The following is a 22240-nucleotide window of genomic DNA, read 5'->3' as shown; positions in this document are numbered from 1 at the left end:
CTGTAGGAATTCGAGGGCTTCGGCAGAAGGCGGCGCAGGGCCATAAAACCTATTCCAGCGTGGAATAAGTGACTACGATCTGCGGCATGGACCGACTGCTTGCAATGGAAATGTTCGTTCGCGTGGTGGAGACCGGCAGCTTCTCCAAGGCCGCGCGCGAGTTCAACACCACCCAGCCCACCGTGACCAAGCAGGTCGCGGCCACCGAGGCGCGGCTGAAGGTGCGGCTGCTCAACCGCAACACGCGCGGCGTGAGCCTGACCGAATCGGGCTCGCTCTACTACGAGAAGTGCAAGTCCATCGTTCACGAGGCCGAGGAGGCCGAGCAGGTGGTGCGGCGGCGCGAGTCGCAGGCGCAGGGCCTGCTGCGCATCGGCACCTCGGTCGCCTTCGGCCGGCGGGTGGTGGTGCCGCTGGCGCTGGAGTACATGGCGCGCCACCCGCAGGTGCAGGTCGACCTGAGCTTCGAGGACCGCTACGTGGACCTCATCGCCCAGGGCATCGACGTCGCGGTGCGCATGGGCAAGCTGGCCGATTCATCGCTGGGCGCGCGCTTCCTCGGCATGAACCCCTGGGTCATGGTGGCGGCGCCGGACTACCTGAAGAGCCACGGCACGCCCAAGCGCGCCCAGGACCTGAGCGCGCATGTGGCGTTGATCTACAGCAGCGTGGTGGGCGACGACGTCTGGCGCATGCACACGCCCAAAGGAGAGCCTGTGACCGTGCCGGTCTCCGGCCGGCTGCGCTCCAATAATGTCTCGGCCGTGCTGGCCGCGGCGCGCGAGGGGCTGGGCATCGCGCTGATGCCGCGCTACGTGGCCAGCGATTCGTTGGCCGCGGGGAAGGTGGTGGAAGTGCTGCAGGGGCATGCGCTGCCGGAGCAGGAGATCCACGCGGTCTTTCCGTCGCCCAAGCTGGTGCCGGGGAAGGTGTCGAGCTTCGTGGCTTTCCTGCAGGGGAGGTTCGGGGAAGGGTGGTGGGAGCGGTAGCCTCCGCTTTCGGCTTCTTTGTATTGCAAATGCAATACACTGATTCGATGAAGAGCACAACGATCCCATCGGTACGGATAGAGCCGGAATTTCGAGACCAGATCGAGCGCGTCCTTGGCGAGGGCGAATCCCTGTCGCAGTTTGTCGAGGCGGCGGTCCGTGCATCAGTGCACCGGCGCCAGGATCAATCCGAGTTCGTCGCGCGCGGCCTGAGTTCGCTGGCGCGCGCGAAGAAGTCCGGCGAATACTTCGATGCAGACGAAGTCATGCGCCGCCTGCGCCAGAAGCTCAGCGCGGCAAAGGCATCGTCTAGGAAGTGAGCTACCGTGTCCGCTTTACCCGTGAAGCTGCCAAAGATCTCGAGCGACTGTATGACTTCGTGATCGACCGGGAGCTCGAGCGCGGCGGGGATTTGACACTTGCCGAGCGAGCCATCGAGGCGATCGAGAATGGCGTCGCGACGCTGAGCTTTTCGCCCTTCACCTGCCGCAAGGCGGGGGACAGCCCATTCATTCGCGAGTTGGTAATTCCCTTTGGCGCCAGCGGCTACGTCGCGCTCTTCGAGATCGAGTCGAGTGATTCAATCGCCATCGCGGCTGTGAGGCATCAGCGCGAGGATGACTATCACTGACCGCGCGCCGAACGCAGAACGGCCGGACCCGGTCCCCCGCGCATAAAGTCTTCGCGCTACGTCGCCGCGCCCGACAATCGCTGTGCCGGCCGCCGCAGGGTCGAATCGAAGGGGTGGATCTTCGGGCCAATCGCCTCGGCTTCCCGCTTGAGCAGCGATACCACGGTGGGCATGCGCTCGGGGTTCAGGCGGTCGGAGATGGTGCCCACGCTGAGGGCGGCCACGGCCCGGCCCTCGCGGTCGAGGATCGGCACCGCGACGCCGGCCATGCCTTCGAGCAGGCCGGTGTTGCGCCCGGCGTAGCCCGACTTGCGCACCTGCTCGATCTCGGTGCGCAGGTACACCTCGTCGAAGACGCCGTACTCGCGCACCCGCGAGAGGTTGAAGCGGATCACCTCCTCGCGCTCGGCCTCGGGCAGGAAGGCGAGGATGGCCATGGCACCTTGCCCCACGCCGAGCGCGATGCGCCCGCCGATGTCGCCGCTGAAGGAGCGGATGGGGAAGGGGCCTTCGCTGCGGTCCAGGCAGACCGCGTCGAAGCCGCTGCGCACCAGCAGGAAGATCGTGTCGCCCAAGCTGCCGCACAGGCGCAGCAGGGCGGGCCGGCACAGGGTGCGCAGGTCGCCCGGATTGCCGGCGCGCGCGGCCAGCGCGAAGAAGTCGACGCCCAGGCGGTAGAGCTTGCTGAGTGGGTCTTGCTCGACCACGCCCTCCGCCATCAGCGACTGCAGCAGCCGGTGCACCGTGGCCTGCGTCAAGCCGACGCTCTTTGCCAGCTGGGTGACGCGGCTGCCCTCGGATGGGGCATCCGCCAGCGCACGGATCAGGGCGAACAGGCGGGGCACGGCGCCGGTGGCGGTTTCGGAGGGGGTCATGATCTTGCTCTTCGAAATCTTCCGCGCACTATACCGCCATGAAATTCCATTGGACGGAATAATTTGAAGAAAAAGTCCGTTTAATGGAATACCCTGCGCGAGATGGCTTGCTTGTTGCAATAGAGTGGAACGCACCGGCCGGCACTGAAAGACAGCGCGGCCGGCCCCGCTTCGGTGGCGAGCCGATACCGGCCGCCGCTCTCGAACCAGGAGTGCCCCATGTCATTTCTCAGCCTGCGCGACGTGAGCAAGTTCTACGGCAGCACTTGCGCCGTCTCGGCCATGAACCTGTCGGTGGAGCAGGGCGAGTTCGTCTCGCTGCTCGGCCCCTCGGGCTGCGGCAAGACCACCACGCTGCAGATGGTGGCCGGCTTCGAGCCGGTGAGCAGCGGCACCATCACCCTGGCCGGGCGCGACATCACGCGGGCCAAGGCCAACACCCGCGGCCTGGGCATCGTGTTCCAGAGCTACGCGCTGTTCCCGCACATGACGGTGGCCGACAACGTGAGCTTCGGCCTGGAGATGCGCAGGCTCCCGCGCGCCGAGCGGCAGGAGCGGGTGCGCAGGGCGCTGTCGCTGGTGCATCTCGATGCGCATGCGCAGCGCTACCCGCGCGAGCTCTCCGGCGGCCAGCGCCAGCGCGTGGCCCTGGCGCGTGCGCTGGTCATCGAGCCGCCGGTGCTGCTGCTGGACGAGCCGCTGTCCAACCTCGATGCCAAGCTGCGCGAGGAGATGCAGTTCGAGCTGCGCCAGATCCAGCGCAAGGTCGGCACCACCACGGTAATGGTCACGCACGACCAGAGCGAGGCCATGTCGGTGAGCGACCGCGTGGTCGTGATGCAGGCCGGCGTGGTGACGCAGGTCGACGAGCCGCAGCGCGTGTACGAGCATCCGCGCACGCGCTTCATCTCCACCTTCGTGGGCAAGGCCAACCTGCTGGATGCGCGCGTGGGGGAGGTCGGCGCCCGCGTGGGCGTCGCGCTGGGTGGCCTGCGCCTCGATGTCGCGGTCGACAACCCGGCCGACTTCTCGTCCGGCACCACCGCGCTGTTCAGCGTGCGCCCCGAGAAGCTGCAGTTGCGGCCCTGCGGACAGGGCCGGATGGACGGCGAGGTGCAGGAGCGCTTCTTCCTCGGCAGCCAATGGCTCTACCGCCTCTCGACCGATGCCGGCGACTGGACCGTGCTCTGCCCGAACGACGGGCGCGAATCGCTGGCCGTGGGCGAGGCCGCGGCCATCGACTGGCCCGACCACTGCGCGCGCCTCCTGCCGGGCGAGGTGCCGGCGGCGCAGGAGGCGTTGGCATGAGTGCCGGTCTGGCGGCCACGCCGATGCCTTCGGCCATGCCCGCACCTGCTCCCGCGCGCAACGCGGTGCCCTGGCTGCTCACCGCGCCGGCCTTCGTCCTGTTCGCGACGCTGCTGCTCGCCCCGCTGCTGCTGACCGCCGTGCTGTCCTTCAACGTCTACGACGCCGCCACCGGCGTCAAGGCCGGCCAGTACACGCTCGAGCACTACGCGCACGTCTTCAGCGACGACTACTACCTCGCCATCTTCTGGCGCACCTTCTGGATTTCGATGTTGGTCACGCTGATCTGCGTGGCCGTCGGTGCGCCCGAGGCCTACGTGCTCAGCCGCATGCGCAACCCGTGGCGCGCCGTGCTGCTGCTGGTGGTGCTGGCGCCGCTGCTGGTCTCGGTGGTGGTGCGGGCATTCGGCTGGAGCATGCTGCTGGGCCCCGAGGGGCTGGTCAACGGGCTGCTGCGCGCCCTCGGCATCGGCCCGGTGAAGATGCTCTACACCGAGATCGCCGTGGTGGTGGCGCTGGTGCACGTGATGATGCCCTTCATGGTCATCGCCGTGTGGACCTCGCTGCAGAAGCTCGACGCCGGCGTGGAGAACGCGGCGCTCTCGCTCGGCGCCTCGCCCTTCACCACGCTGCGGCGCGTGGTGCTGCCGCAGGTGATGCCGGGGGTGCTCTCCGGCAGCCTGATCGTGTTCGGCCTGAGCGCGAGCTCCTTCGCCATCCCGGGCCTGCTCGGCGGCCGGCGGCTGAAGATGGTCGCCACCGTGGTCTACGACGAGTACCTGCACGAGCTCAACTGGCCGCTCGGCGCCACCGTGGCGCTGGTGCTGCTGGCGGCCAACCTGGTGATCATGCTCAGCCTCAACCGAATGGTCGAAGGCCGCTACAAGAAAGCGCTGGGGTGACCGGAATGCGCAACAACGGACCCATCGCCCTCGCGTTCAACGCGCTCGTCATCGGCTTCATGCTGGCACCGCTGCTGGTGGTGTGCGTGGTGGCCTTCACGCCGCACAACACGCTCACCATCCCGACCACCGAGTTCTCGCTGCGCTGGTTCCGCGCGGTGTTCGCGCATTCGGACTTCGTGTCCTCGTTCTGGAACAGCCTGCGGCTGGCGCTGTGCTCGGCGACGCTGTCCACCGTGCTCGCGGTGCCGGCGGCCATCGCCATCACGCGCCATCGCTTTCCGGGGCGGGACTTCCTCAACGCGCTGTTTCTGTCGCCGCTCATCATTCCGCACCTGGTGCTGGGCGTGGCCATGCTGCGCATGTTCGCGCTGGTCGGCGGCACCGGCAGCTTCGGCTGGCTGGTGCTGGCGCACACGGTGATCGTCACGCCCTACACGCTGCGGCTGGTGCTGGCGGCGCTGGTGGGCTTCGACCGCAGCGCGGAGCAGGCCGCACTGTCGCTCGGCGCCAGCCAGGCCACGGTGTTCCGGCGCATCACGCTGCCGATGATCCTGCCGGGCGTCACCGGCGGCTGGATGCTGGGCTTCATCAACAGCTTCGACGAGGTCACGATGTCCATCTTCGTCACTGCGCCCTCGACGGTGACGCTGCCGGTGCGCATGTACATGTACGCGACGGAGTCCATCGACCCGCTGATGGCCGCCGTCTCGGCCCTGATGATCGCCGTCACGGCGGCCGCGATGCTGCTGCTCGACCGGGTGTACGGGCTGGACCGCGTTCTGGTGGGCCGCGCATGACGTCGACAAGCCGAACCCCGGCGGCCGCGCCGCTGCTGCATCGCGTGGCCGAGACGGCCCGCGACCCGATCCCCTTCACGCTCGACGGCGTGGCCTGCACCGCGCTGGCGGGCGATACCGTGCTCACCGCGGTGCTGACCCACGCCGGCCATCTGCGCCGCAACGAGTTCAGCGGCGCCCCGCGCGCCGGCTTCTGCATGATGGGCGCCTGCCAGGACTGCTGGGTGCAGACGGGGGAGGGTGCGCGCCTGCGGGCCTGCTCGACCTTCGTGCAGGCCGGCATGAGCCTGGTCACTGAGGTGGCCGCATGAACGGCGTGGAAGGCGTGAACGGCATGACGCGGGAAGCACCCCCGCCGGTGATCGTCGGCGCCGGCCCGGCCGGCGTGCGCGCCGCGCAGACGCTGGCGGCCCACGGCCTGCGGCCGGTCGTCATCGACGAGGCCGCGCGCGCCGGCGGGCAGGTCTATCGGCGCCAGCCGCCGCAGTTCGGCCGCAGCAGCCGCACGCTGTACGGCTTCGAGGCCGAGCGCGCCGACGCGCTGCACCAGGCCTTCGACGCGCTGCGCGGGCAGGTCGAGCACCAACCCGACAGCCTCGCGTGGAACGTGCAGGACAACCGGCTCGACGTGCTGCACGGTCCCACCCAGCGCACGCGCCGCGTGCCCTTCGACGGGCTGATCGTCGCCACCGGCGCGACCGACCGCGTGCTGCCGGTGCCGGGCTGGACGCTGCCCGGCGTCTACACGCTGGGCGGCGCGCAAGTGGCCCTGAAGTTCCAGGGCTGCGCGATCGGCCAGCGCGTGGTGTTCATGGGCACCGGGCCCTTGCTCTACCTAGTCGCCTACCAGTACGCCAAGGCCGGCGCGCGGGTCGCGGCCGTGCTCGACACCGCGCGTTTCGCGGACCAGTGCGCCGCGCTGCCGGCCATGGCCACGCAGCCCGCCGTGCTGCTCAAGGGCCTCTACTACGTCGCTTGGCTGCGCACCCATGGCGTCGCGCTGCACGGCGGCGTGCGGCCATTGCGCGTGCTGGGCAAGGATCGGGTCGAAGGCGTCGCCTGGCACGACGGCCATGCCGAGCGCACGCTCGAGGCCGACGCGGTGGGCTTCGGCTACGCCTTGCGCTCCGAGACGCAGCTGGCGGACCTGCTCGGCTGCCGCTTTGCCTACGCGCCGCTGCACCGCGCGCACCTGCCCGAGCGCGATGCCGCCGGCCGCAGCAGCGTGGCGGGCGTCTACCTGGCGGGCGATGGCGCCGGCATCCTGGGCGCCGATGCCGCCGAATGGGCCGGCGAGCGCGCCGCGCTGGCGCTGCTGCAGGACCGCGGCGTGCCGGTCGATGCCGCGCGCGCGCAGTCGCTCGAGCGCAAGCTGGCGCGCATCGCGGGCTTTCGCGCGGGCCTGGAGCGGGCCTTTCCCTTCCCGCAGGACTGGGCTTCGCACGCGCCGGACGAGCTGGTCGTCTGCCGCTGCGAGAACGTCACGGCCGGCACCTTGCGCCAGACCGTGCGCGAGGCGGGCGCCGACGAGATCAACCGCCTGAAGGCCCTGTGCCGCGTCGGCATGGGCCGCTGCCAGGGCCGCATGTGCGGCGTGGCGGCGGCCGAGCTGCTGGCGCATGCCAGCGGCCGGCCACTGCCGCAGGTCGGGCGGTTGCGCGGCCAGGCGCCCATCAAGCCGATCCCGATGCAGCTGGCCGCCGCGCAGGAGGGCCTGCCCTCATGACGCGGCGCATCGACTGCGACGTGGCCATCGTCGGCGGCGGCATCGTCGGCGCCTCCGCGGCGCTGGCACTGCGCCGCATGGGCCGGCAGGTGATGCTGCTGGAGCGCGACCTGTGCGGCTCGCGTTCCAGCGGCGTGAACTTCGGCGGCGTGCGCCGGCAGGGCCGGCCGATCAGCCAGTTGCCGCTCGCGCAACGCGCGCACCGCATCTGGGGCGAGCTGGCCAGGACCATCGGCACCGACGGCGAGTACCTTCGCTCGGGCCATTTCAAGATCGCGCGCAGCGAGGCCGACCTCGCCGCGCTGGAGCACTACCGCGCACAGACCCGCGAGTTCGACCTCGGCCTCGAGATGATCAGCGGCGCGCGCTTGCGCGAGCGTTCTTCGTGGCTGGGCGCGAAGGCCCTGGGCGGCTCCTTCTGCCCGGAGGATGGCCAGGCCAACCCGCGCCTGGTGTCGCCGGCCTTCGCGCGCGCCGCCGAGCGCGCCGGCGCGCAGGTGCTGGAGCGCACGCGCGTCGACGGGGCGGCGCACGACGGCCAGCGCTTCGTACTGCGAAGCATCGCGGCGGGCCTGGAAGTGCGCGCGCCGGTGCTGCTCAATTGCGCCGGCGCCTGGGCCGGCCCGCTGGCCGCGCAGTTCGGCGACGCGCTGCCGCTGCGCGCCGGCCATCCCGCCATGGCCGTGACCGAGCCGCTGCCGGTCTTCATGGACTGGAGCCTGGGCGTCGAAGGCGGCGGCATCTACTGTCGGCAGGTGGCACGCGGCAACGTCGTGATGGGCGGCGGCGCAGGCTTCGCGCTCGACGACGAGCGCGCCCGCGTGGAGCGCGACTCCATCGACGGCATCAGCCGCCAGGCCATCGAGCTGCTGCCCGCGCTGCGCCATGCCCACATCATCCGCACCTGGAGCGGCACCGAGGGCTACCTGCCCGACCGCCAGCCGGTGCTCGGCGAAAGCCCGCGCAGGCCGGGCCTGATCCACGGCTTCGGCTTTGCCGGCGCCGGCTTCCAGATCGGCCCCGCCGCCGGCGAGGTGCTGGCCGAGCTGGCTTGCTATGGCCGCAGCAGCACGCCCATCGAGGCCTTCGCGGTCGACCGCTTCGAGCGCGCTCTCGAAGCCTCGCCCGCGAACGCGCCCAACCCTTCACCCCGTCCCCAACCCACCTCCGTCGTTCGCTGAAAGGAAGAGCCCATGAACCGCTCCAAGATTTCCCTCGCCGCCGCGCTCGCGGCCTTGCTCGCCGCAGGCACCGCCTTCGCCCAGTCCAAGACGATCTACATCGGCATGAACGGCGGCACCTTCGAGAAAACGTACACCCAGTACGTCTTCCCCGAGTTCGAGAAGCAGACCGGCGCCAAGGTGGTGGTGGTGCCGGGCACCTCCTCCGACATCCTGGCCAAGGCGCAGGCCAACAAGGACAGGCCGCAGATGCACGTGATGTTCCTCGACGACGGCATCATGTACCGCGCGATCGGCATGGGCCTGTGCGAGAAGCAGCGCCCCAGCGCGGCGCTCGACGCGCTCTATCCCGCGGCCCGCTTCAAGGGCGACATAGCCAGCGGCGTGAGCCTGGGCATGACCGGGCTGGCCTACAACAAGAAGATGTTCACCGACAAGGGCTGGGCCGCGCCCACTTCGTGGATGGACCTGGCCGACCCGAAGTACAAGGGCAAGGTGGTGTTCCAGTCGATGCCTTCTTCCTCCTTCGGCCTGCACGGCTTCTTGATGTTCAACCGCATCCAGGGCGGCAACGACAAGAACGTCGACCCCGGCTTCAACGCCTGGGCCAAGACCATCGGGCCGAACGTGCTGGAGTACATCCCGAGCTCCGCCAAGCTGTCGGAGATGGTGCAGACCGGCGAGGCCGCGATCTTCCCGCTCACGCCCACCGCGGTGGCGGCCCTCAAGGAGAAGGGCATCCCGGTCGAGTACGCGCAGCCCAAGGAGGGCTCGGTGGTGCTCACCGTCGGCCAGTGCGTGATCGCCAACAACAGCGAGCCCGAGCTGGCGCAGAAGCTGGCGGAGTTCCTGCTTAGTCCGCAGGCGCAGGCCGCCGCGCTGCAGTACGGCAGCCAGTTGCCGACCAACCCGAAGACCCCGGCCAGTGGCGACGCCGGCGCGCAGGTCGCGAAGATCAACGAGTGGATGAAGAATGCAGTCACGGTCGACTGGGAAAGCATCAACGCGAACCGCCCCGCCTGGAACGCCCGCTGGAACAAGACGATCGAAAAATGACGCGCAACGGATCGAGACACAAGGACCCGACATGAACGCTCCCGCCCCCCAGACCCACAGCCTGCTCGAACGCCTGGGCGTGCCCGCCGAGGCGCTGCGCGGCGGCCCGCTGGCCGTGCGCTCGCCCATCGACGGCAGTGCGCTGGCCCAGCTCCCGGTGCACACGGCGGACGACGTCTCGCGCATGGTCGGCGAGGCGCAATCCGCCTTCCTGGCCTGGCGCAACGTGCCGGCGCCGCGGCGCGGCGAGCTGATCCGCCTGCTGGGCGAGGAGCTGCGCGCCGAGAAGGAGGCGCTGGGCGCGCTGGTCTCGCTGGAGGCCGGCAAGATCCTCACCGAAGGCCTGGGCGAGGTGCAGGAGATGATCGACATCTGCGACTTCGCGGTCGGCCTGTCGCGCCAACTGCACGGCCTGACCATCGCGTCGGAGCGGCCCGGCCACCGCATGATGGAGAGCTGGCATCCGCTGGGCGTGGTGGGCGTGATCAGCGCCTTCAACTTCCCGGTTGCGGTGTGGTCGTGGAACTTTGCGCTGGCCGTCGTCTGCGGCGATGCGGTGGTGTGGAAGCCGTCCGAGAAAACGCCGCTCACTGCGCTGGCCTGCCAGGCTCTGTTCGAGCGCGCGGCGCAGCGCTTCGGCGCGGAGGCGCCGGCCGGGCTGTCGAGCGTGACGATCGGCCTGCGCGACATCGGCGAGGCGATCGCCCTCGACGCGCGCGTCGCGCTGGTGTCGGCCACCGGCAGCACGCGCATGGGGCGCGAGGTCGGCCCGCGGGTGGCGCAGCGCTTCGGCCGCTGCCTGCTGGAGCTGGGCGGCAACAACGCGGTGGTGGTCACGCCCTCGGCCGATCTCGACCTCGCGGTGCGCGGCATCCTCTTCGCCGCCGCCGGCACGGCCGGGCAGCGCTGCACCACCACCCGCCGGCTGATCGTGCACGAGAGCGTGCGCGAAACCCTGGTCGCGCGCCTGCGCAAGGCCTACGAGAAGCTCCCCATCGGCGATCCGCGCGAGCCCGGCACGCTGGTGGGCCCGCTGATCGACCGTGCGGCCTTCGAGGCCATGCAGTCGGCGCTGGGCGCGGCGGCGCAGGAGGGCGGTAAGGTCCACGGCGGCGAGCGCGCCATCGCCGAGGCCTGGCCCGATGCGTACTACGTGCGCCCGGCCATCATCGAGATGCCGTCGCAGACGGCCACCGTGCGGCACGAGACCTTCGCGCCCATCCTCTACGTGATGGGCTACGAGCGCTTCGAGGACGCGATCGCGATGCACAACGACGTGCCGCAGGGCCTGTCCTCGGCGGTGTTCGGCAACGACCTGCGCGAGACCGAGCAATTCCTGTCGGCGGCCGGATCGGACTGCGGCATTGCCAACGTCAACATCGGCACCTCGGGCGCCGAGATCGGCGGTGCCTTCGGCGGCGAGAAGGAGACCGGGGGCGGGCGCGAGTCGGGCTCGGACGCGTGGCGCAACTACATGCGGCGCGCCACCAACACCATCAACTACTCGCGCTCGCTGCCGCTGGCGCAGGGCGTGCGCTTCGACGTCTGAGGCAGCGCCTCACGGGGTGTGAATGACCCCGCGTTTGCGGGTCGTTCACACTGCGCAGACGGGTCGGCTCGGCACACAATGCACATGCCCGAGAACGCAGGAGATCTCCGCATGAAGCCACCCAAGCCGCCTGCTCCGCCACGCCCGCCCGCGAGCCAGGCCGAAAAAGCGCCACCGGCGCCGGCGGGCGCAGCGCTGACGCCCGAGTGGCTGCGCTGGGTCACCGAGCAGCTGCTGCGCGGCTGCACGCCCGACTCGGTGCTGGCGACCATGACCGCTGCCGGCCTCGACGCGCAAGCCAGCGCGGAGTTGATCGAACAGGTGCCCGGCAACGCGGTCTTCGTCGCCGCCGAAGGCCGGGCGCAGCAGCTGCGCAAGCTCGAGTCCACGCTGGCCAACCTGCAGCTGTTGTGGGAGATCGACCCGATGTACGGCATCGTGGACAAGCGCGTGTCGGTCAGCGAGGACGAATTCATCGAACGCTACGTGCGGGGCTGCCGGCCCCTGGTGCTCACCGGCCATACGCGGGACTGGCCGGCGATGCGGCGCTGGTCGCCGGACTATCTGAAAGAACGCTTCGGCCATCTCGATGTCGAGGTCCAGGCCGAACGCCAGGCGAATCCTCGCTACGAGGAAGACAAGGCCTTGCACCGGCGGAGCGTCCGCCTGGGCGATTTCGTCGACCAGGTGCTGGCCGGCGGCGACACCAACGACTACTACCTCACCGCCAACAACGAAGCCTTGCGGCGGCCCGATTTCGCGCCTCTGCTGGACGACATCGGCAGCCTGCCGCCGTGCTGCGTTCGCGCGGAGCTGGCCGAGCGTTCCTCGTTCTGGTTCGGGCCGGGAGGCACCGTGACCCCCTTGCACCACGACACGCTGATGCTGTTCCACACGCAGGTCGTCGGGCGCAAGCGCTGGCGCCTGATCTCGCCGCTGCAGGGGCAGCGGCTGTACAACACGAACGGCGTCTTCAGCCCCATCGACCTGGATGCGATCGACCTGAGGCAGTTTCCCCTGTTCGAGGGCGTGCGCGTGCTCGAGGTCGTGGTCTGGCCGGGCGAGACGATCTTCCTGCCGCTGGGCTGGTGGCACCAGGTGCGCGCGCTGGACATCAGCTTGTCTTTCTCTTACTCGAACCTGGCTTTGCCGATGGCGAACCAGTTCATCTACTTCGACCCGGTGCCGCGTGCCGTCCCGGATGTTTGATCGAGAGCGCGCCCTGCGGCTGACGCAGGGCGCGCGCTTCCGCGTGTGAAGGCTTGGCTCAGGCGACGCGGCAAGACTTGACGACGAAGGGCGCCGGGTCGGTGCCGAAGAACGCATTGGTGCAGGGCACCGTACCGTTGACCGTCTTCTGCACCCAGCGCGTGTCGGCACCGTATCTCACCACGGTCGGTGCCGAGACGGTGAAGCTTTGTCCCTCGTTGGCGAGGAATGCGCCGGAGGGTGGTGGTGCGGGTGCGGGTGCGGGAGCGGGTGCTGGTGCTGGTGCTGGTGCTGGTGCTGGTGCTGGTGCAGGAGCCGGTGCTGGTGCTGGTGCTGGTGCTGGTGCGGGCGGTGGTGGCGGAGGTGGCGATGCGGTCACCAGCCTGCAGGACTTCACCACGAAGGGCGCCGGGTCAGTGCCGAAGAACGCGTTGGTGCAGGGTACCGTGTCGTTGACCGTCTTCTGCACCCAGCGCGTGTCGGCGCCATAAGCCACCAGGGTCGGGCTCGACACCGTGAAGCTGCCGCCTTCGGTGGCCAGCGTCGCTCCGGACGGCGGCGGCGCGGGCGCAGGCGCAGGCGCAGGGGCGGGTGCAGGCGCGGGCGCGGGCGCGGGTGCAGGTGCAGGTGCGGGAGCAGCCGCTCCCGTGTCCGCCACGCAGGACTTGGTCGCGCCCGGCGCGGGATCGGTGCCGCCGAAGAAGGCCGTGCTGCACGTGCCGGCGCCGGTCACGACCTTGTCGACCCAGCGCGAATCGGCGCCGTAGCTCACCACCGTTGCGCTGGTCATGTTGAAGGCGGCGCCCTGCGCAGCCACGGTGCGGTCGGCGCTCGTCACCTGGCCTCCCGGCGTCACACCGCCGGCTTTGGGCGCCAGCACATGGCAGGTCTTGGCGACGTTCGGTGCCGGATTCATGCCGAAGAACTCGTTCCTGCAACTCACGTTGCCGGTGACGGTCTTCTGCGTCCAGTTCCCGCCGTTGCCGAACTGCACGACCGTGGAGGCCGGCAGGGTGAATGTGTGTCCCTGGTCGCCTACTTTCGTCCAACTGCCCTGCACCTTCAGGATCTTCGCGATGGAAGGCACACCCGCGCTGTCGATCGCGAACAGCATGTAGTAGCCGGCGGGCAGGATGTTCGGGCTCTCGTTGAGGGTGACGTTGACGGTCGAGCTTCCGCCGGCCTGCGTGAAAGGCAGTTCGAGAAAGCGTTGCCCGAAATCGGTCGAATGCGTCACCGAGCCGGTGCGCACCAGCGTGACGCGCTGGATCGCGAGCGGCGAGGCCACGCTGATCTGGAAGTTGGTGCCGAGGGTGAGCTGGGCCGGCGCCGTGTTGATGATCGGACGCGGCGCACGCTGGCCGCTGGTGTTGAAGAGGTAAGGCGGCGAGTAGATCTCGGCATTGAGGTTCACCACCGGCCCGGGCGAGCCCCCGCCGACCGACAGCACGGTGGCATCGGGCAGCAGCATGGCGGTAGAGTGGTACAGGCGCGGCTTCTGCGCTGCGTTGCCGGTGGTCCATTGCCCCGTCGCGGGGTTCCAGATGAGGGCGGTGAACGCGGTGTCGACCAGCTCGTTCTCCTGGGCCGAGCCGCCGGTGACCAGCACCTTGCCGTCGGCCAGCACGGTGGCCGTGCCCCATTCGCGATTGGGCCCGGGGCCTGCGACGGCGTTCACGACCGGCGTGCGGCCGTTGATGTCGACCACCACCGCGCTGCCGTCGTCGGCCACCATCAGCATCTTGCCGCGGTCGAACATGGCCCAGGGCAGCACCCAGTTGAGGAACTTCGGCATCGTGCCGACCGGTCCGAGCGTGGGCGCCTCCGTGTTGATGCTGAACAACTGGTTGCTGCTAGCCACCACCACCCGGCCGTTGGGGGCCAGCACGGCGCGGGGATAGAACCAGTCGCCCGGCCAGTTGGGAATGGCCCCCAGCGTTTGCCAGCCCTGGCCCGGCGTGTAGATCTCGGGCACGCCGGAGCCGGCGCCGCCACCGTCGATGCCCGCCAGCATCAGCGCCCGGCCGTCGGCCAGGGGCACCGCGCTGCCGTACCAGCGCGCATAGGCCATCGGTGGCCCGGCAGTGATGGTGGAGGAGACCGGGTCGTAGAAGTTGACGTCGGCCACGCCGCCGTTGACCTGGTTCGGCGTGATCCCGCGGGTGTCGCCGCCGGCCAGCAGCACCTGCCCGGACGGCAGCACGGTCTGGGCGGTGCAAAAGAGGTCGGTGCGCACGGTGTGCTGCAGCAGGCTGTGGGCGTTGGTGGTCGGGGTCCAGACGTCGTAGTAGAGCTGGGCGCCTTGGGCGCCGCTCGGGTCGGTGCCGTAGCTCATGACCTTGCCGTCGGGCGTCAGCACGGCATGGATGGCATTGATCGGCCAGCTGATGGGCGCCGCCCACTCGCCGCCGGTATTGGCTGCCACGGCGGCCGCCGCGGCCGCGGCCGCGGTGGGCTGGCCGGAGATCCCGGCGCCGCGGTCGATCGGAGCCGGGCGGTCCCGTTCCAGTTCGCGCTGCCGGGCGATGTCAGCGGGCGTCTTGACGGCCTTGCGTGCCATGACGGGCGAGGTCTTGGCTTCGGCGTCGGTGGTAGCGGCTGCGGGTGCCGGGGCATCGGCGGCGCCGGTGGCGGCAGCGGAGGCCATCCCGACTTCAGGCGTCCCTGTAGCGGGGGCCGAGGCATCGGTACCGGTCTTGCCGGCGCCAATGCCTGCGACACCTGAAGCCGTCCCGCCATCGCCTCCACCGCCGCACGCGGTGATCACCAGCGGGGCCCACAGGGCGATCCATCTGAAACCCGAAGCACGTGGGAACGGCGGCAAGGTGTTCGGCATGCTCCCCTCCCAAAAGATGGAAAACGTGGGGGTTATACGCCGGCAACTTCGGAGCGTCGTCTACCAATATGTGTAGATCCAAAGACCTAAGAAATTCCCCTAGGCTGGAACGAACGCCCCGTGCAATCCCAACGGCAAGGCACGCGGCAGGATGGCCTGCGCTACGGGCCCGGCTTTCAGATCGTCGGCCGCGAAGCACGACAGCACCGTCTTCCCCCGCGCCAGGTCGAGCACCGTGCCCAGGACCCACCCCGGCCGCCGCCCGTCGGGCACGAACACATGCTCCTCCACCATCGCCTGCGCTCCGTAGACGAAGCGCTGCGAGCGGCCGGTCTCGACATCCGTGCGCGCGATCGCGCCGAAGCCCGGGCGCTCCTTCATCAACTGCGTCGCATGCACTACGCTGCGGTGGCGCAGGCCGACGCGGCGCGGGTCGATGCGCGGGAACTCGGCGGCAAAGTCCAGGGCGTGCTGCGTGGCGCGGCCGGTGCCGAGGTCCAGCGTCGCCACGGTCAGGTGGGGTTCGGGGCTCGTCACGCGGCGCCCGCGCATCAGCTCGCGGTTGGTGGTGAATACCGAGCTCGCATCCTCCGAGCGCACGTAGTCGACATGGATGCGCGCGCCCTTCGGCGTGGCCTCTTCCCACGCGTTGCCCACATGGAAGAGGAAGCCGGCCGGCAGCGTGAGCAGCTGGCGCTTGTCCCAGTCCTTCTTGTCGACGACGAGGGCGCGCATGCCCAGCTCGGGCCGCCACACGTGCGCGTCGAGGAAGCTCGTGCCGGGCTGCTTGCGCGCGCCGTCGTAGACCAGCGGCGGCATCAGGAAGACCAGGTGCCGCTCGGTCACGGCGAAGTCGTGGACCATCGGCAGGTCGGCCACCGGCACCACGGCCGCGCGGCGCAGCTGGCCTTCGGGCGCGATCTCGTAGAGCGCCAGCAGCCCCTGGCTGCTGCCCACGCCGAAGTTCCACACCGTGCCGTCCGGGTCCACCTTGGGATGGGCGGAGAAGGGCATGCCCGCGAGGTCGGGCCGCCAGGTCTTCAGGCCCAGCGTGGCGAGCGTGCGCGTGTCGATGCGCGTGGCCGAGCCGCCTTCCCACAGCGCGAGCACCTCGCCCTGCAGCGGCAGCACGCTGGTGTTGGCGACGTTGATGCTGTCGGCCGAGGTGGGCGGCTCGACGCCCGGCGGCACGGTGCCGAAGGCCTCGGTCAGCCGCCGGCCGGCGCGCACTTCGGCGACGCGCTTGGGCGTGGCGACATAGCGGCCCTGGTGGTGCACCTGCCGGCCCTCGATGACCAGTTGCTGCACCATGCCGTCGCCGTCGAACCAGTGGTGGTAGCGCTCGCCGCCCAGGTCGTGGCCGGCCGGGCCGATGCGATAGAGCGTGCCGGCCACCGCGTCGGGAAAGCGCCCGCGCACCTCGGCGGGCGCGAGCGGCAGGTCGCCGGGCGGCGTGGCGAAGCCCAGCTTCCAGGGGGCGTTGGAGGCCTCGAATTCGGCCTGCCAGCTGGAGTCCTCGCTTGCTGCCCGGGCGAGCAGGGGAGCGAGAAGGGGCGTCGCGCCGGCCGTGGCCAGCAGGCGCAGGAGTTCGCGTCGTTGCATGGCGGGCTCCTCAGCGCAGGTGGATCACGGTCTGCACATTGGCGTCGACCTGGAGCGCGGCGGCGTCGAAGCCGGGCGCCGCGCGGTTGCCCTTGGCATCGTTGGAGAAGCCGTAGCGCTCGGTGGGCATGCCCATCAGGTTGGTGTCGAGCTTGCCGTTGCCGTTCTCGTCGGCGAACACGCGCAGCGCGTAGCGCCCGGGTGCCAGGCCGGGAAACGAGAGCTTGGCCGTGCCGTGGTTCATCTGCACGATCTGCGCGGCCAGCGTCTTGTTGCTGTCGTAGTTCTGGGCGCTGTCGAAGAGCGCGACATACAGCGGTGTCGTCGCGGCAGGACCGTCGACGACGCTGAGTTGAAGGTCGGCCGCCAGGGCGCCCAGCGGGGCGAGCAGGGCGGCGGCAGCGAGCGAAAGCTTGTGCATGAGGGCCTCTTCGTGAAGTGGAGGCCTGACGATCGCGCAGGCAGGCCGCGCTGCCTAGTGCGATGCGACGAGATGCAAAATCGCCGCGCGAAATGCGAACTGCGCGCGCGAAGCGCAGCGGATTCGGGAACCGGTGTCCGCCTTCTAGACCGACGGCCCCTCGGCCTCTTCGTTCGACGAGGCGAACAGATCCCACGTGGCCATGAACAGCGCCGCGACCACCGGCCCGATCACGAAGCCGTTCACCCCGAACAGCGCCATGCCGCCCACGGTCGACATCAGCACGATGTAGTCGGGCATCTGCGTGTCCTTGCCCACCAGAATGGGGCGCAGGACGTTGTCGACCAGCCCGATCACCACCACGCCGAAGACGATCAGCGCAACCCCTTCCCAGACATGGCCGGTCGCCAGGAAGTAGATCGCCACCGGCAGCCAGACCAGCGCCGCGCCCACTGCCGGCAGCAGCGAGAGAAAGGCCATCAGCACCGCCCACAGCAGCGCGCCTTGCACGCCCAGCACCCAGAAGGCGAGGCCGCCCAGCGCCCCCTGCACGGCGGCCACTGCGACATTGCCCTTGATGGTGGCGCGGATCACGTTGGTGAACTTGTTGAGCAGGAAGTGCGTGTGCGGCCGCGCCATGGGCAGTGCCTCGCGCACCGTCTTCGACAGCGCGGCGCCGTCGCGCAGGAAGAAGTAGAGCATGTAGAGCATCAGCGCGAAGCTCACCAGGAAATCGAAGGTGTTCTGCCCGATGTTGAGCGCCTGCGTGGCGATCAGCTGGCCGGTCTGGGCCGCGCCCTGGCCGACGCGCGACAGCATCGCCTCCATGTTGCCCAGGCCGAAGCGGTCCAGCAGGTTGACCAGCCACAGCGGCAGCACCCCGATGATCTGCTGCAGATAGCGTGCGAAGTTGATCTCGCCGGTGCGGATGCGTTGCGTCACCAGCGAGGCCTCCTGCACCAGCGAGACCGTCACGATCGCCAGCGGGATGATCACGATCACCAGGCAGATCGCGAGCGTGGCCAGCGCCGCGAGGTTGCGCCGTTTCGGCATCTTCGTCAGCAGCCGCTTGTAGAGCGGGTTGAACAGGATGGCCAGCGCGATGGCCCAGAGCACCGCCCCGAAGAAGGGCATCAGGATCCAGAAGAAGGCGGCCGTGACGGCCGCCAGCAGGAAGAGGAAGACCGTGCGCTGCAGATCAGGTGAGTTCATGGCCCGGCGACTGTAGCCGAGCCCGGGGGCACCCCCCTGTCAGCGGGAAGCCCGTGGCAGCGCCACCGGCGCGAGTGTGGCGCGCAGGCGCTCGTCGGCGCCGGGGCTGTCGGCCACCTCGGCCTCCAGCGCTTCCTCGACGTTGCCGATGTGGTCCAGCATCAGCTGGCGGGCGCGCTTCATGTCGCCGGCCTCGAGCGCGGCCACAATGGCCGCATGCTCGGAACAGGACTGCCCGGCCTCGTGCGTGGACTGGAAGAGCGTGGCCGCCAGCGTGGTGCGCGCAGTGAGGTCGCGCAGCACGTCGCACAGCAGCCGGTGGCCCATCTGGTCGGCCAGGCACACATGGAAGTCCGCCAGCAGGAAGGCGCGGGTGGCGGCGTCGGCGCCGGCGATGGCGCGCTTCTCGTCGGCGACATGCTCGCGCAGCTTGCGGATCACCTTCGACAGCGGCCGCCCCGATTCGGCCAGGATGCCGGCCTCGATGATGCGGCGCGCGGCGAAGGCGTCGCGCGCCTCCTCGGCCGAGGGCTCCACCACGTACCAGCCGCGGCGCGACTGCACCTCGACGAAGCCGCGCGCCTGCAGCTGCATCAGCGCTTCTCGCACCATGGTGCGGCTGACGCCGAAGTTCTCTGCCAGCTGCTGCTCGCCGAGGCGCTCGCCGGGCGCGAGCTTCTGGGCGAGGATGGCCTCGACCACGCGCGCGGCGATGGTGGTGGGGGTGACGTCCGTCATATGGCGCGCTAGTGTGCCGGATGTGCGGCCTGCGCAGCGTGGGCGGCAGCGACCGGCGAATCGGGCTCGGCCAGCGGCTCGTCTTCCGGCGAGTGGGTGCCGTCGAGCACCGCACGGGCACGTTCGCGGTCGATGTCGCCTTCCCAGGCCGCGATGGCGACGGTGGCCACGCAGTTGCCGATCAGGTTGCCGAGCGCGCGGGCGATGCCCATGAACCAGTCCACCGAGAGCACCAGCACCAGCCCGATCGCGGGAATGGCGGGAATCGCATGCAGCGTCGCGGCCAGCACCACGATCGCCGAGCCCGGCACGCCGTGCGCGCCCTTCGAGGTCACCAGCGCGATCGCGAGGATGGTGAGCAGGTCCGACATCGAGATCGGCGTGTTGGTCGCCTGCGCGATGAACACGGCCGCCAGCGTGATGTAGATCGAGAAGGCGTCGAGGTTGAAGGAATAGCCGGTCGGGATCACCAGGCCCACCGTCGAGTCGCGGATGCCCATGTGGCGCAGCTTGGCCATGATCTGCGGCAGCACGCTGTCCGACGAGGTGGTGGCGAAGACGATGGTCAGCTCCTCGCGCAGGTAGCGCAGCAGCTTGATCAGGCTGAAGCCCGAGAGCTTCATCACGAAGCCCAGCACCACGAAGACGAAGATCAGCACCGAGGCGTAGAACAGCACCACCAGCATGCCCAATTGCTTGAGCGAGCCCACGCCGTACTTGCCGACCGTGAAGGCGATGGCGCCCAGCACGCCCAGCGGCGCCAGCTTGATGATGATGCCCATGATCTTGAAGAGCACCAGCGAGAGCGAGTCCACCACCGAGGCCACAGGCTTGCCGAGGTCGCCCAGCAGCGCCAGCGCGCAGCCGAACAGCACCGCGAACAGCAGCACCTGCAGCACGTCCCCGGTGGCGAAGGCGTTGACCACCGTGGTCGGGATCAGCTTCATCAGGAAATCGACCGTGCCGCCGCTCGTGAGCTTGTCGGCGTTGGAGGCGTAGGCGCTCATGGCCGCGGAGTCCAGCGTGCCGGGGTCCACGTTCATGCCCACGCCGGGCTTGAACACGAAGGCCAGCACCAGGCCCATGGCCAGCGCGATGGTGGTCAGCACCTCGAAGTAGATCAGCGCCTTGACGCCGACCCGGCCCACGCGCTTGAGGTCCCCTGCGCCGGCGATGCCATGCACCACTACGCAGAAGACCAGCACGGGGATGATCATCTTGATCAGCTTGATGAAGGCGTCGCCCAGGGGCTTGAGCTTGACGGCGAAGTCGGGGAAAAACAGGCCTGCCACCACGCCGAGTACCAGCGCGATGACCACCTGACCGAAAAGTGATTTGGCGAAACGGGGCATCCTTGTCTCCGTGATGGTTGCATGCAAGACATAGTTGATCTTGAATACAAGCAATGTAGGCAAGGATGCGAGTTTTTCTGTGCGGGTATACCCGTGGTCGTTGCCAGCGCTTGCATTTGTGGTTTTGCCCATCGCGCCGACGCAGAACACAGCTCAGCAGCTTTGGGCAAGAACGAGCGCATTTCCGACAAACGGCCCTGGCGCGAGGGGAGGACACTGCCCGATTTGGTATCACGCTCGCCCCACGAACCACAGGAGCTGACATGGACAGTCCCGGAACTCCCTTGATCTCGCGACGCGACGCACTCATCGCGGGCGCCGCAGCCGCCGCGGCGGTGTCGTCTACGGCGCCCGCACCGGCCGCGCCGGCCGCGGCTTCCGCCGCTGCTGTGCCGCTGATGAAGCTCTCGCTGAGCGTCAACGGCCAGGCTCGTACGCTCCAACTCGATACGCGGGTGACCTTGCTCGACGCGCTGCGCGAGCACCTGCACCTGACCGGCACCAAGAAAGGCTGCGACCACGGGCAGTGCGGCGCCTGCACCGTGATCGTCGACGGCAGGCGCATCAACTCATGCCTGACGCTCGCCGTCATGCACGAGGGCGCGCAGGTCACCACGATCGAAGGGCTGGGCACCCCGCAGCGCATGCACCCGATGCAGGCCGCTTTCGTCAAGCATGACGGCTACCAGTGCGGCTACTGCACGCCCGGTCAGATCTGCTCTGCGGTCGCCGTCCTCGACGAGATCAAGCGCGGGGTCCCGAGCCATGTGAGCACGGATCTCAACGCCCGTCCTCTCCTGTCGGCCGAAGAGCTGCGCGAGCGCATGAGCGGCAACATCTGCCGCTGCGGCGCCTACTCCAACATCGTCGACGCCATGACGGAAGTGGGGGGGAGCAGAACATGAAGCCGTTTACCTACGAGCGGGCGCAATCTCCGGCGCAAGCCGCGGCGGCTGTCGCACGGAGCCCGGGTGCCAAGTTCATCGCCGGCGGCACCAATCTGCTGGACCTGATGAAGCTGCAGATCGAGGCGCCGACGCACCTGGTCGACGTGAACGGTCTTGCCCTGGACAGGATCGATGCGACGCCCGAGGGCGGCCTGCGCCTCGGCGCCCTGGTGCGCAACACCGACCTGGCCGCAGACGAGCGCGTGCGGCGCGACTACGGCGTGCTGTCCCGCGCGCTGCTGGCCGGCGCCTCCGGCCAGTTGCGCAACAAGGCAACCACCGCTGGCAACCTGCTGCAGCGCACGCGCTGCCCCTATTTCTATGACACGGACCAGCCCTGCAACAAGCGCCAGCCCGGCAGCGGATGCAGCGCGATCGGTGGCGTGAGTCGCCAACTCGCGGTGATCGGCGGGAGCAAGGCCTGCATCGCAACGCATCCGAGCGACATGGCCGTGGCGATGCGCGTGCTCGACGCGGCGGTCGAGACGGTACGCCCCGATGGCCGCACGCGCGTGATCCCGATTGCCGATTTCCACCGGCTGCCCGGCGACACGCCGCACATCGAGACGGCGCTGGAGCGGGACGAACTGATCACCGCCGTGACGCTCCCCCGTCCCGTCGGCGGCACCCACATCTACCGCAAGGTCCGCGACCGCGCTTCCTATGCCTTCGCGCTCGTTTCCGTTGCGGCGATCGTCCAGCGCGACGGGTCGGGGCGGGTGGCGCTCGGCGGCGTGGCCCACAAGCCGTGGCGCCTCGAGGCTGCGGAGGCCGCAATGCCGCAGGGCGCCAAGGCGGTGACGGCCCAGTTGCTGGCCGGCGCCCAGCCGACGCACGAGAACGCATTCAAGTTGCCATTGGCCGAGCGCACGCTGGCCGCCGCGCTGGTGCAAGCGAGGAGCTGAT

21 protein-coding genes are annotated in these 22240 nt (G+C 69.4%); 14 read left to right on the top strand and 7 right to left on the bottom strand.

The features are described 5' to 3' along the window. The first annotated feature begins 86 nt into the window (after positions 1 to 86). The 3 genes from GXN78_RS23485 to GXN78_RS23475 are packed head-to-tail and all read left to right on the top strand — an operon-like array spanning position 87 to position 1620. Positions 87 to 989 carry a LysR family transcriptional regulator gene (locus GXN78_RS23485; protein ID WP_106560871.1) on the top strand — a complete coding sequence of 301 codons (903 nt, stop codon included), beginning with the start codon at positions 87 to 89 and terminating at the stop codon, positions 987 to 989. A gap of 47 nt (positions 990 to 1036) precedes the next feature. After that, positions 1037 to 1309, top strand: coding sequence for a YlcI/YnfO family protein (locus GXN78_RS23480; RefSeq protein ID WP_106560881.1), 273 nt, complete (start codon positions 1037 to 1039; stop codon positions 1307 to 1309). Continuing rightward, positions 1306 to 1620, top strand: a complete 315-nt coding sequence (locus GXN78_RS23475) for a type II toxin-antitoxin system RelE/ParE family toxin (protein ID WP_106560870.1) — start codon at positions 1306 to 1308, stop codon at positions 1618 to 1620. Before GXN78_RS23480 ends, GXN78_RS23475 begins: the two co-directional genes overlap by 4 nt. 56 nt (positions 1621 to 1676) lie before the next feature. Here the strand turns inward: GXN78_RS23475 and GXN78_RS23470 are convergent, their stop codons facing one another. Beyond that, positions 1677 to 2495 carry an IclR family transcriptional regulator gene (locus GXN78_RS23470; protein WP_181360695.1) on the bottom strand — a complete coding sequence of 273 codons (819 nt, stop codon included), beginning with the start codon at positions 2493 to 2495 and terminating at the stop codon, positions 1677 to 1679. 219 nt (positions 2496 to 2714) lie between these two features. Here GXN78_RS23470 and GXN78_RS23465 point away from each other — a divergent pair, with 219 nt between their 5' ends. The 9 genes from GXN78_RS23465 to GXN78_RS23425 all read left to right on the top strand — a co-directional run bounded on the left by GXN78_RS23465 (position 2715) and on the right by GXN78_RS23425 (position 12226). Beyond that, positions 2715 to 3803: an ABC transporter ATP-binding protein gene (locus GXN78_RS23465; protein ID WP_106560869.1), complete on the top strand. Its 1089-nt coding sequence runs from the start codon at positions 2715 to 2717 to the stop codon at positions 3801 to 3803. A 23-nt stretch (positions 3804 to 3826) separates the two neighbouring features. Further along, positions 3827 to 4705, top strand: coding sequence for an ABC transporter permease (locus tag GXN78_RS23460; protein WP_239142921.1), 879 nt, complete (start codon positions 3827 to 3829; stop codon positions 4703 to 4705). A 5-nt stretch (positions 4706 to 4710) separates the two neighbouring features. Next, positions 4711 to 5505 (top strand): ABC transporter permease, encoded by a 795-nt coding sequence (locus tag GXN78_RS23455; RefSeq protein WP_106560868.1) that lies wholly within the window; start codon positions 4711 to 4713, stop codon positions 5503 to 5505. Further along, the gene (locus GXN78_RS23450; RefSeq protein WP_106560867.1) at positions 5502 to 5816 is read left to right on the top strand and encodes a (2Fe-2S)-binding protein; all 315 of its coding nucleotides are present in this window, start codon (positions 5502 to 5504) and stop codon (positions 5814 to 5816) included. Before GXN78_RS23455 ends, GXN78_RS23450 begins: the two co-directional genes overlap by 4 nt. Further along, positions 5813 to 7231, top strand: coding sequence for an FAD/NAD(P)-binding oxidoreductase (locus GXN78_RS23445; protein ID WP_239142875.1), 1419 nt, complete (start codon positions 5813 to 5815; stop codon positions 7229 to 7231). Before GXN78_RS23450 ends, GXN78_RS23445 begins: the two co-directional genes overlap by 4 nt. Beyond that, entirely contained in the window at positions 7228 to 8412 is a 1185-nt protein-coding gene (locus GXN78_RS23440) for an FAD-dependent oxidoreductase (RefSeq protein WP_106560866.1), read from the top strand. Before GXN78_RS23445 ends, GXN78_RS23440 begins: the two co-directional genes overlap by 4 nt. A gap of 12 nt (positions 8413 to 8424) precedes the next feature. Then, a complete protein-coding gene (locus GXN78_RS23435) occupies positions 8425 to 9468 on the top strand; it encodes an ABC transporter substrate-binding protein (RefSeq protein WP_106560865.1) in 1044 nt (347 codons plus the stop codon). Positions 9469 to 9499: 31 nt separating this feature from the next. Continuing rightward, a complete protein-coding gene (locus GXN78_RS23430) occupies positions 9500 to 11017 on the top strand; it encodes an aldehyde dehydrogenase family protein (protein ID WP_106560864.1) in 1518 nt (505 codons plus the stop codon). A 111-nt stretch (positions 11018 to 11128) separates the two neighbouring features. Further along, the gene (locus GXN78_RS23425; protein ID WP_164255696.1) at positions 11129 to 12226 is read left to right on the top strand and encodes a cupin-like domain-containing protein; all 1098 of its coding nucleotides are present in this window, start codon (positions 11129 to 11131) and stop codon (positions 12224 to 12226) included. Between the two features lie 58 nt (positions 12227 to 12284). On the opposite strand, the gene GXN78_RS23420 is transcribed toward GXN78_RS23425, so the two are convergent. From GXN78_RS23420 to GXN78_RS23395, 6 genes are all read right to left on the bottom strand, one after another. After that, positions 12285 to 14873: a galactose oxidase early set domain-containing protein gene (locus tag GXN78_RS23420; RefSeq protein WP_164255694.1), complete on the bottom strand. Its 2589-nt coding sequence runs from the start codon at positions 14871 to 14873 to the stop codon at positions 12285 to 12287. A gap of 288 nt (positions 14874 to 15161) precedes the next feature. Further along, complete coding sequence (locus GXN78_RS23415; protein ID WP_106560861.1) at positions 15162 to 16664, bottom strand: carotenoid oxygenase family protein; 1503 nt, start codon at positions 16662 to 16664, stop codon at positions 15162 to 15164. A 10-nt stretch (positions 16665 to 16674) separates the two neighbouring features. Continuing rightward, entirely contained in the window at positions 16675 to 17085 is a 411-nt protein-coding gene (locus tag GXN78_RS23410; protein ID WP_106560860.1) for a DUF2141 domain-containing protein, read from the bottom strand. 144 nt (positions 17086 to 17229) lie between these two features. Beyond that, positions 17230 to 18297 carry an AI-2E family transporter gene (locus tag GXN78_RS23405; protein ID WP_106560859.1) on the bottom strand — a complete coding sequence of 356 codons (1068 nt, stop codon included), beginning with the start codon at positions 18295 to 18297 and terminating at the stop codon, positions 17230 to 17232. Positions 18298 to 18336: 39 nt separating this feature from the next. After that, a complete protein-coding gene (locus GXN78_RS23400) occupies positions 18337 to 19035 on the bottom strand; it encodes a GntR family transcriptional regulator (protein WP_106560858.1) in 699 nt (232 codons plus the stop codon). A gap of 8 nt (positions 19036 to 19043) precedes the next feature. After that, a complete protein-coding gene (locus GXN78_RS23395; protein ID WP_106560857.1) occupies positions 19044 to 20387 on the bottom strand; it encodes a C4-dicarboxylate transporter DctA in 1344 nt (447 codons plus the stop codon). Positions 20388 to 20650: 263 nt separating this feature from the next. Between GXN78_RS23395 and paoA the strand changes: the two genes are divergently transcribed. After that, positions 20651 to 21292 carry an aldehyde dehydrogenase iron-sulfur subunit PaoA gene (gene paoA, locus GXN78_RS23390; RefSeq protein WP_106560856.1) on the top strand — a complete coding sequence of 214 codons (642 nt, stop codon included), beginning with the start codon at positions 20651 to 20653 and terminating at the stop codon, positions 21290 to 21292. Then, positions 21289 to 22239 (top strand): xanthine dehydrogenase family protein subunit M, encoded by a 951-nt coding sequence (locus GXN78_RS23385; RefSeq protein ID WP_164255692.1) that lies wholly within the window; start codon positions 21289 to 21291, stop codon positions 22237 to 22239. The genes paoA and GXN78_RS23385 overlap by 4 nt, the downstream gene beginning before the upstream one ends. Position 22240: the final 1 nt, after the last annotated feature.

Source organism: Variovorax sp. WS11 (assembly GCF_010499245.1).
GTDB lineage: Bacteria > Pseudomonadota > Gammaproteobacteria > Burkholderiales > Burkholderiaceae_C > Variovorax.
This window is presented reverse-complemented; position numbering and strand designations above follow the sequence as displayed.